Below are 486 nucleotides of genomic sequence, written 5' to 3'. Positions count from 1 at the left end.
GCATATCCTGACGCGAGAGGCCCGAAGGTCCCCCTCTTTGGCCCGAAGGCATTATGCGGTATTAGCCATCGTTTCCAATGGTTATCCCCCACATCAGGGCAATTTCCCAGGCATTACTCACCCGTCCGCCGCTCGACGCCCTTAACGTTCCCCGAAGGTTCAGTTAAGTCGTTTCCGCTCGACTTGCATGTGTTAGGCCTGCCGCCAGCGTTCAATCTGAGCCATGATCAAACTCTTCAATTTAAGATTTTGTTCGGCTCAATGAATACTGACTTCAAAACTACTAATGTAATTTTAAAGCTATTATCGTTCCAACAGAACGATAATGAATTGACTGTGCCAAGACTAAGTTTCCTTTTACAAAGAAAGCTAATCTCGTTTGGTCACTTCGTTTCATTGAAACCTAATTTGATACCGAAGTATCTAATTGGATTATCATCAACGAGTGCCCACACAGATTGATAGGTCTATATTTTTAAAGAGCTT

The 486-nt window shown here is 43.8% G+C and carries 1 rRNA gene; it reads right to left on the bottom strand.

Features of this window, described 5'->3' with window-relative positions:
- A 16S ribosomal RNA gene (locus ELS82_RS25915) occupies positions 1-243 on the bottom strand; the annotation flags it as partial.
- Positions 244-486: the final 243 nt, after the last annotated feature.

Source organism: Vibrio ouci, from assembly GCF_004551525.1.
Classification (GTDB): Bacteria; Pseudomonadota; Gammaproteobacteria; order Enterobacterales; family Vibrionaceae; genus Vibrio; species Vibrio ouci.
This window is presented reverse-complemented; position numbering and strand designations above follow the sequence as displayed.